The organism is Psychrobacter sp. (assembly GCF_049295055.1).
Taxonomy (GTDB): Bacteria; Pseudomonadota; Gammaproteobacteria; order Pseudomonadales; family Moraxellaceae; genus Psychrobacter.
In genome coordinates this window covers 37,092-45,699 of the sequence record NZ_JBAQQF010000023.1, presented here as the reverse complement: position 1 = coordinate 45,699, position 8,608 = coordinate 37,092, and the positions used below count along the sequence as shown (strand labels likewise).

The window sequence follows — 8,608 nt, the reverse complement described above, 5'->3', positions numbered from 1 at the left end:
ATCTTCTTGACGGCTGCGGCTTTGAATTCTGCACTGTAGCTTCTGATTTTCTTGATCATGGTAAACTCCTAGGAATATGCTTAGTTTACCAAGTTTACTTGTACGGTTTCTTCAGCATAGCTCATACAACGTAAGTGTATAGTCCCTTAAGTTATAAAAATATTGGCAAATATTAGCCAGATTTGTGAGTATGAATAGACATCAATAAGCCAAAACCTGCCATTAAAGTGACGACGGCGGTACCACCATAGCTAATGAAAGGCAAGGGGACACCAACCACAGGTAAAATACCGCCAACCATACCGACATTGACGAATACGTAAACAAAGAAGGACATGGCGATAGCGCCTGCCAATAATCGGCTATAAGTATCAGGATGGGCGAAAGCGATGTATAACGCTCGTGTCAGTAAGCAGGCATAAATGAACATTAACAGTATGACGCCTAGCAAACCAAACTCTTCAGAAAAAGCGGCGATTATAAAGTCGGTATGACCTTCTGGTAAGAAGTGTAAATGAGATTGCGTGCCTTCCAAATAGCCTTTGCCGGTCAGACCGCCGGCACCGATCGCCGTTTTGGACTGAATAATATTCCAGCCTGCGCCTTGTACATCAGCCTCAGGATTAAATAGAGTGAGTACCCGCGTGCGTTGGTAATCGTGTAATAAAAAGTTCCAAGCGACGGCAATAACTGGGATTGATAAAGCCACAGCGCTTGCAATCAGTCGCCACGATAGCCCTGCTAAAAACAACACAAAGATACCGCTCGCGGCGACCAACAATGAAGTGCCAAGGTCAGGCTCTTTCGCAATTAATAATACCGGTACCACGATTAACGCTAAGGTAATGCCGATACTTGATAATGAGGGTGGTAAGTCGCGTTTGGACAAAAACCACGCACACATCATTGGCATACCGAGCTTCATAAATTCTGACGGCTGTACACTGCCAAATCCTGGTAAATTAATCCAGCGCTGCGCGCCCATGCGCACCTCACCAATGATGTCAACCAATACCAGTAGTATCAGGCCCAATACATAAAAGATAGGCGTAAAGGTGCGATAAATACTAGGCGGTATTTGTGCCATGACAGCCATGACCGTAAATCCAACACCGTAGCTGACCATTTGCCGTATGACCATATCCGTATCTTGACTGGCCGCACTGTATAAAATCGTCAAACCAATGCAGCAAACGGTCAGTAAAAGCAGGGTCAACCATGGATCGATATGAATACGCTGCCAGATTGTCGGTGTATGACCTTGACCTAAATGGTGGCTTTGACGGGAAAAACGGTATTGCGGGTTAGAAGACATAGGCAAAGTGTGACTGGCAATTGGCGTGAAAGAAAAGTGATTTTTGACAAGTAAATGAATAATCAGCGATTATAAGGCGTTTATTCGATCAGACAGTAACGAATAAAGTAACTTACGAGTAATAAAGTAACGTCAATATAAAAATATTGAGGATAAGTGTTAATAACGAATAGGTCGCTGCTGATTAGTGACGATAGTTTAGCTTGCTTGCTTAAAATTTGATAGTATCGATAAAACGTTTTTAGCGGTAGTTTCTTGCAATGATCAATATCAAAAAACAAGTTTATGGGCAAATTCATAAGCCTATTATTGCACTGTTTATTTGTGCCAGTAGTATTAGTGCCAATGCTGCCATCATAAGTGATAATAGTGAGCGCCGTATTCAAATACGTCATGGTAGTAGCGCTACCAATAACAGCACGAATGCTTACATCACGCCTTCTAAGCAACAGGCTGGCTCTAGTGGTGGCGTTACTATGCTAAGTGGCGATAGTATGCAAGGACTTATCCAACAAAAACAGCGTGAGTTTGAATTTGATGCCAGCTTATCGATAGAAGAGAGCAAAGGTGTCATTACCAATAAAGGGACACCACGCTATAACACCACTTATAGCACGGGTAATAATAGCTACAATGATTTTACCAGTATGGACTTTAATACTTGGTTAAATAGTAATAGCTACCGCGCAGGACAAGTGTCGAATTTTCAACGCTATCTGAACTCACGAGTAGGCGCTCAAAATGTACCGCCTTTATCGCAATTGCTTACGACTGCTCGTAGTTGGGATAAATGTGGCTATGAGCCTTATCAGCTACCACCGCAAGAGCTATGGTCAAATATTGTACCGACATTACAGTTATATGGTCAGCTAAAAAATCAAGGTATTTTGCCTGCCAGTACTGAGATACGTTCAGTATATCGCAGTCCCGGACTAAATGACTGTGCTGGCGGAGCTAGTAGTAGTAAGCATATGACTGCTGGCGCGATCGATATCTGGGTACCTCAATATGAAGGTAACTCTTGGCAGCTGAGCAGTATGCAAGACCGCTTATGCGAGTTTTGGCAATATCAGGGTCAGTCCCATAACTTTGGGCTAGGGTTGTACTCCACCGGTGCTATTCATTTGGATACCGATGGTTATCGTAAATGGGGCTTTAATCATGCCAGTAGCGGCTCGCCTTGCCGTTATTAATGGTTATGAAATAGATGAAAAAAATAAGCTCAGCCAGTAAATATTACTGACTGAGCTTATTTTTTATAGAAATGCTAAAGACTTAATGCTAAAAGTATCATTACCGCACTGCGTCGCATTGGATCGCTTTTAGAATGAATATAATAGATATTATTTAGCAGTCTTTTCTTCCCAAGGATTGTCTTGCCCCACGGTCACGATTAGAAAATCATCAGGTTTTAATGTGTCACGCATAGTTTTATTAACTTCTGGTAATGTTACTTTTTCAATACGGTTGACATAATTACTGAGATAGCTTGTGGGTAGCTGATAAAAGTTCATCATACTGAGCAAACCATTAATCCCCGCATTACTGGCAAAACCCATCGGGAAACTATTTTTTAGATTATCCGTGGTCAGTTTCATCTCATCACTGGTGATGCCATTTTTTAATGTGTCATCAATGACTGCTAAACTGGCATCAATCGCTGCGCGTGCCTTGTCATTGCGAGTCGAAAAACCAATCTGATAAGGTCCGCGTGCCAGCATGGGATTCATAGAGCCTGAAATACCATAAGTATAACCCAGGTTTTGTCTGACCTCAGTCATCAATCGCGCGTTAAAATCACCCCCTGCTAGTACCTCATTGCCTACCGCAAAGTTGGTTTGCTTTTGCTGTGCTTGCGTCTCCGTTGCACGCTTATCACCTAATTGTCCCATTAGTACAGTGGTTTGAGTGCTAGGAAACGGAATATGAATATGCTGAGCTTTGGTCAGTGGTTTTGGTTCGGGTAGAGTTGGTGCGGCTTGACCAACCGGTAGATTAGCTGTGATGTTTTCAGCCAGATTTTTTGCTTGTTCTAATGTGAGATTGCCTGTCATAGCAAGTGAAGCATTAGCGGCAACCAAATAGCGATTTTTAAACGCTATAAGATGTTGTCTTGTGATATTAGGAACCGTTTCAAGTGTCCCAACTGATGGGTGAGCGTAAGGATGGCTGCCATACAGTGCTTTGCTAAAGGCAATACTAGCAAGGCTGTTAGGATCCTGTTTTTGCTGCTGCAAACCAACCAATAGCCGTGCTTTGTTACGCGCTAAAACTTGTTCATCAAAGCTCGGTTCGGTGAGCATTTGGGTCATCAAATCGATGGCAGGTAGTAAGTGCTTATCATCAGATAAACTGCGTAAAGAGACGGTGAACATATCTTTGTAGGCGCTGCTGCCTAGATTAATGCCCAAGGTTTCAACCGCGCGGGTGAACTCGTTTTCATCTAAACGCTTAGCGCCTTGTTCAAGCATCGTCGCCGTCATATTGGCGATACCAAAGCCTGTACTGTTTATGCTGCCATCACGAGCGCTACCAGCGTTAAAGCGCAAATCAATATCGACAATAGGTAGAGCAGTCGTCGGTACAAAAAGTACCGGCACACCGGCTTTAGTCTTAAACTGTTGAATCTTCGGTACCGTAACTTTTAAAGGTTTGGCATCATCAAGGCTGGTCAATTTTGACAAAGCGGCAATTGGCGCACTGATATCGACCGTAGAGGGCTGAGAGCGATTGTCTTCGCTAGCAGCCATGTCAGCCTGAGCCGTCATGGTTAATGTAGTCAGCCCCAAAAACAGGCCGATACTAAAACAAGGTAGTTGCTTAAATGTTGGCTTTATTAACGACAGCAAAACGGTCTTATTTCTGGTCTTCTTGCTAGTATTTAAAGCAGTATTCTGAGTCATAGCTTTCTTCTTATTAATAGCGTTTTTAGTAGTAGTTTTTGATGAGATAATCTGACTAAACTTCACCTTTATTTGCCTTTGGCTTGCTTCTTAGCAGGCTTTTTAACGGGCGTTTTAGTTTGGTCTTTAGGTGGCACGATATGCATCACCGTCAAATTGTCTTTTACTAAATACTTTTTGCTCGCCGCTTGTATATCTGCAATTGTTACGCTATCGAGCTTGGTTGGTAGTTGGGCCAGTAGCCTATCATCAAGACCGATAGATTGTAATGAGCCAATCATACGCGCCTGACCTTCCATACTGTCTTGCGCGTACACAAGACCCGTGACCGTATTGGTTTTGGCACGATCGATTTCATCTGCGGCAATCGGATCAGTTTTAAGCTTGTCTATCTCAGAGATTATCGCTTGCTGTGCTTGCTCTAAGCTTACGCCTTCACGCGGGGTTGCTTGTATTAAAAACAGTCCATCACCGCGATCCAGTAAATCGTACGATGTGCCCACTGTGGTGAGCAAACCTTGCTCGCGTACCAATCTACTCTCGAGGCGCGCAGATAAACCACCATCTAATACATCCTGAGCAAGTGACAATGCATAGGCTTGTTTTTCATTATTTGTGCCTACTGTCGTAAGGCTCGGTACGTTATAGCCCATCAACAAAACCGGCACTTGCACAGCTTGCTCGGATGCCACTTGCTGATAACCACGAAAGCCTTTTTGACTAACGGCAGGACGCTTAGGTAGCTTGCTTGGTGTCAGCTCGTCAAAGTAACGCTTCACTTGTGCTAACACTTCGCTCGGCTCAACATCGCCGACGATAACTAAGGTTGCATTATTTGGCGCATACCATATTTTATACCAGTCCTTTAAATCTGCGAGCGTAATCGATTCAAGCTCATTCATTGGCCCGATGACTGACTGCCCTTTAGGGCTATTCGGTAGAGCGAGCAAGCGAAATGATTCATAAGCTTTGGCAAGGGGATTGTCATCGGTACGCTGACGGCGTTCTTCCATAACGACTTGATGTTCTTTGACAAACTCTTTCTCATCAAACACTAAGTTTTTCATACGATCCGCTTCAAGCTCAAGCGCTAAAGGAAAGCGGTTGGCAGGGAACAGCTCGTAATAGCCCGTATAATCGTAGCTGGTAAAGGCATTATTGACGCCGCCGAATTTTGCAATCAAGCGTTCATAATCAGCACTTGAAACATCGCTAGTGCCCTTAAACATCATATGCTCGAGCACATGAGAGATACCACCTTTATCAAGCGGCTCATCGGTTGACCCTACGCGATACCAAATCTGAGTCATGACAACAGGCGCACGGTGATCTTCTTTGACTATGATTTTTAGACCATTCTCTAGCTGATACTCATGGCGACCGGACATATCCATGGTCAGCGCTGATAATTGCTCAGCATCTTTAGTAGCTTTATTCTGACCTACTTTATTCTGACCTACTTTATTTTGACCTAAAGGATTTTGAGACACTGAAATTTGAGGGACTGGGCTTTTAACGGCAGACACTGTATTAGAATTAATGGCATTGGTTTGGCAAGCGGCAAGCGTGGTTGCCATGGCTAATGCGCAGGCAAGACGTAGAGAGAGAGCATTTAGCGATAAAGATGATGACATGGTATGTTCTACTTATATAAAAGGGAAACTCTTAAACGGGCAGCTTGTAAATTGATGAGTGAGTATATCAATTTTTATCATAGTGCTTAATTTATCATGGTGTTTAATTTGTTTTAGTGCTTAAAGGCTTATAAAGACTTGTGCGCCCCAACCATTACGCTTGCGGTTGGTTTGAATTCATGCGTTGTACTGCAGCCTGTTGCTGATAGTGCCATCGTTGTTAGCAGTAAAGCGGTGCCAATATGAGTAATTTTTTTATAATGAGTAGCCAGAGATCGCATAAGTTAATCCTAATATAAAGTGGTTAGATAAAGCACATAAAGGTGATTAAATAAGACTCGCTAAGAGTAGGTGAAGTTCGGCATAGCAAAGGTCGGATTTTTGTGTCTAAACCTTAAGCGAAACTTGCTCAACAAAACGCGTTATATAGGGCATTGCTTGATGGTTTTTGCCATTTGACTGCGAACTACGATGCTAAAAGCTGAGCGCAACTTGAATTATGCTAAACTAGGCTAAAAATAATCTTCCAGTTAAGTCATAGAAAACTGACGATAGACAGAGCAAACTTTAGAGTAAACAAATTACTGATAATGATAACTTTTAGGGCAAGCTTATGAATAACCCCAATAACAGCAATCGTGTGGTCATTAATCTTGATGGCGGTCTTGATGACTTGGATGACGATGATATTACCTTACCCAGTCTACCGGTGCAATCTGTGCCCATCATTGATGAGCCTGAAAATACTGCCCCAACTAAGTCGGATATTGATGAAAGTGCTATAGATAGCCAAATAACGCCTATCATCAATAAAGAAGTCTCAAGTACCGATGCCGCAGAAAGTATTGCTTTGGGCGCGCCTATTATCATGACAGAAAAGCGAAGCACCACTGAGAGTAGCTCAGAAAGCTTTTTAAATACCAATAAAATAGAGAGTGCAACGCAGTCTATTTCTGCGCCAAAAATTCCCACCATGCCGTTACAAGATCAGTTGGGGGAGCGCCCAAGCGTTACTTCTGCTAATACTAGTAGCAATGCCAATACCAACACTAATACCAACATTAATATAAACAACGAGCCATCTGCAGTTCAGAAAACAACGGTAGTAGAGTCGCAAGATACTAAAGAGCTGCAAGAAGATCAGGAAAACAGCAAAAAAGGCAGCTGGTTTAACCGGATGAAAACTGGTCTGAGTAAGTCGCGCAAAAACTTAGCCGAAGGGATGGTAAGTATCCTTATCGGTGGCAAAGAGATTGATGATGAGCTGTTAGAGGAAGTCGAAGACCAATTATTGGTTGCTGATATCGGTGTCAATGCCACCAATCGTATTATCAAAAGTCTTACTGAGCAAACAGCGCGTGGTGATCTAATCTATGCGCATTCATTATATAAGGCATTACAAACTGAGCTGGTCGATATCTTAACGCCAAAAGTTGCGCCGCTTGTTATTGATACCAGCAAAAAGCCTTTTGTTATCTTAGTCGTAGGCGTGAATGGCGTGGGTAAAACCACCACTATCGGTAAGCTTGCTAAACGTCTACAAGGTGAGGGTAAGTCAGTTATGCTGGCTGCTGGTGATACTTTCCGCGCTGCCGCCACTGAACAGCTACAAATATGGGGTGATCGCAATAACATTCCAGTCGTGGCGCAAGGTCATGGCGCTGATAGTGCTTCTGTTATCTTTGATGCTATGCAGTCTGCCAAAGCAAAAAACATTGATGTGCTAATAGCCGATACGGCTGGGCGCTTGCAAAATAAAACTCATCTGATGGCAGAGCTTGAAAAAGTGGTGCGTGTGATGCGTAAAGCAGACCCAAGCGCACCGCATGAAGGCATGATTGTCCTTGATGCTGGCACAGGTCAAAATGCGATTAACCAAGTCGAGTTATTTAATAAAGTGGTGCCATTAACCGGTATTACGATTACCAAGCTAGATGGTACTGCTAAAGGCGGCGTGGTCTTTAACATCGCTGAGACCACAGATGTTCCTATTCGTTATATTGGTGTCGGTGAGTCGATTGATGACTTACGTGCCTTTAGTCCAAAACAGTTTGTCGCGGCATTGTTTGAGACTGATGATAAAGAGTAGCGCTTGATAGGCCGTTCTAGCTAATAAACGGGTCTTGAAAATATAACGATTTGGAAGGAAAAGTCATGATAGTTACCACAGCCGTTTTTGGATCGCACCAGTTAACATTAATTGCTAGTGTCAATGAGCATAGTAGTCCTAAGTTGGTTGAAGTCAATTGGCTGCTGGCAGGTAACGCTTGGCACAGCTCAAAATCCATTCCCAAAATTAAAAAGCATTATGGTCTTGTAGATCAAAGTTTTACGTTTATAGATAAAGATAGCCTAAGTAAAAGTGAAGCTGCTCAAGCTTTATTAATAGAGGCTATAGAACAATTGGACGAGTATTTTAAGGGTAAACGTCAGGATTTTGACTTGCCACTTGATACTGGTTTGGGAACACCATTTCAGCAAAGCGTATGGAAAGCATTGCAAGACATCAATCACGGTGAAACTATCAGCTATGCAACACTGGCAAAAAATGTGGATAATCCCAAAGGCTTTCGCGCAGTTGCTAATGCTAACGGTAAAAACCCTTTTAGTATTGTTATTCCTTGTCACCGAGTCATTGCTAGTGATGGTAAGTTGGGTGGTTATACAGGTGGTCTTGATAAAAAAGAGTATTTACTCGCGCTTGAAGGCATCACCTATAAGTTATAGTAAACATTTGCTTTAAAACAATGCTCGTA

At 42.8% G+C, this 8,608-nt stretch carries 7 protein-coding genes; 3 read left to right on the top strand and 4 right to left on the bottom strand.

Translation table 11 applies throughout. From position 1 onward, the window contains the following. Positions 1-172 precede the first annotated feature (172 nt). Positions 173-1,315 carry a rod shape-determining protein RodA gene (gene rodA, locus WAZ74_RS03295; RefSeq protein ID WP_422305770.1) on the bottom strand — a complete coding sequence of 381 codons (1,143 nt, stop codon included), beginning with the start codon at positions 1,313-1,315 and terminating at the stop codon, positions 173-175. Positions 1,316-1,575: 260 nt separating this feature from the next. On the opposite strand from rodA, the gene WAZ74_RS03290 reads away from it, so the two are divergent. Continuing rightward, on the top strand, positions 1,576-2,508 hold the full coding sequence (locus WAZ74_RS03290; RefSeq protein WP_422305768.1) for a D-Ala-D-Ala carboxypeptidase family metallohydrolase: 933 nt from the start codon (positions 1,576-1,578) through the stop codon (positions 2,506-2,508). 150 nt (positions 2,509-2,658) lie between these two features. Here WAZ74_RS03290 and WAZ74_RS03285 read toward each other — a convergent pair whose 3' ends face one another. The 3 genes from WAZ74_RS03285 to WAZ74_RS03275 all read right to left on the bottom strand — a co-directional run bounded on the left by WAZ74_RS03285 (position 2,659) and on the right by WAZ74_RS03275 (position 6,133). Beyond that, a complete protein-coding gene (locus WAZ74_RS03285) occupies positions 2,659-4,218 on the bottom strand; it encodes a M16 family metallopeptidase (RefSeq protein WP_422305766.1) in 1,560 nt (519 codons plus the stop codon). Between the two features lie 68 nt (positions 4,219-4,286). Continuing rightward, entirely contained in the window at positions 4,287-5,852 is a 1,566-nt protein-coding gene (locus WAZ74_RS03280; RefSeq protein WP_422305764.1) for a M16 family metallopeptidase, read from the bottom strand. Positions 5,853-5,980: 128 nt separating this feature from the next. Further along, positions 5,981-6,133, bottom strand: a complete 153-nt coding sequence (locus WAZ74_RS03275) for a hypothetical protein (protein WP_422305762.1) — start codon at positions 6,131-6,133, stop codon at positions 5,981-5,983. 896 nt (positions 6,134-7,029) lie between these two features. On the opposite strand from WAZ74_RS03275, the gene ftsY reads away from it, so the two are divergent. Then, positions 7,030-7,941, top strand: a complete 912-nt coding sequence (gene ftsY, locus WAZ74_RS03270; RefSeq protein WP_422305776.1) for a signal recognition particle-docking protein FtsY — start codon at positions 7,030-7,032, stop codon at positions 7,939-7,941. Between the two features lie 65 nt (positions 7,942-8,006). Further along, complete coding sequence (locus WAZ74_RS03265) at positions 8,007-8,579, top strand: methylated-DNA--[protein]-cysteine S-methyltransferase (protein WP_422305760.1); 573 nt, start codon at positions 8,007-8,009, stop codon at positions 8,577-8,579. Positions 8,580-8,608 lie beyond the last annotated feature (29 nt).

What these genes read in the sequence shown, in the direction of transcription:
- WAZ74_RS03280 (WP_422305764.1), bottom strand. Translation starts at nt 5,852, where the DNA reads ATGTCATCATCTTTATCGCTAAATGCTCTCTCTCTACGTCTTGCCTGC.
- WAZ74_RS03290 (WP_422305768.1), top strand. Translation starts at nt 1,576, where the DNA reads ATGATCAATATCAAAAAACAAGTTTATGGGCAAATTCATAAGCCTATT.
- WAZ74_RS03265 (WP_422305760.1), top strand. Translation starts at nt 8,007, where the DNA reads ATGATAGTTACCACAGCCGTTTTTGGATCGCACCAGTTAACATTAATT.
- rodA (WP_422305770.1), bottom strand. Translation starts at nt 1,315, where the DNA reads ATGTCTTCTAACCCGCAATACCGTTTTTCCCGTCAAAGCCACCATTTA.
- WAZ74_RS03275 (WP_422305762.1), bottom strand. Translation starts at nt 6,133, where the DNA reads ATGCGATCTCTGGCTACTCATTATAAAAAAATTACTCATATTGGCACC.
- ftsY (WP_422305776.1), top strand. Translation starts at nt 7,030, where the DNA reads ATGAAAACTGGTCTGAGTAAGTCGCGCAAAAACTTAGCCGAAGGGATG.
- WAZ74_RS03285 (WP_422305766.1), bottom strand. Translation starts at nt 4,218, where the DNA reads ATGACTCAGAATACTGCTTTAAATACTAGCAAGAAGACCAGAAATAAG.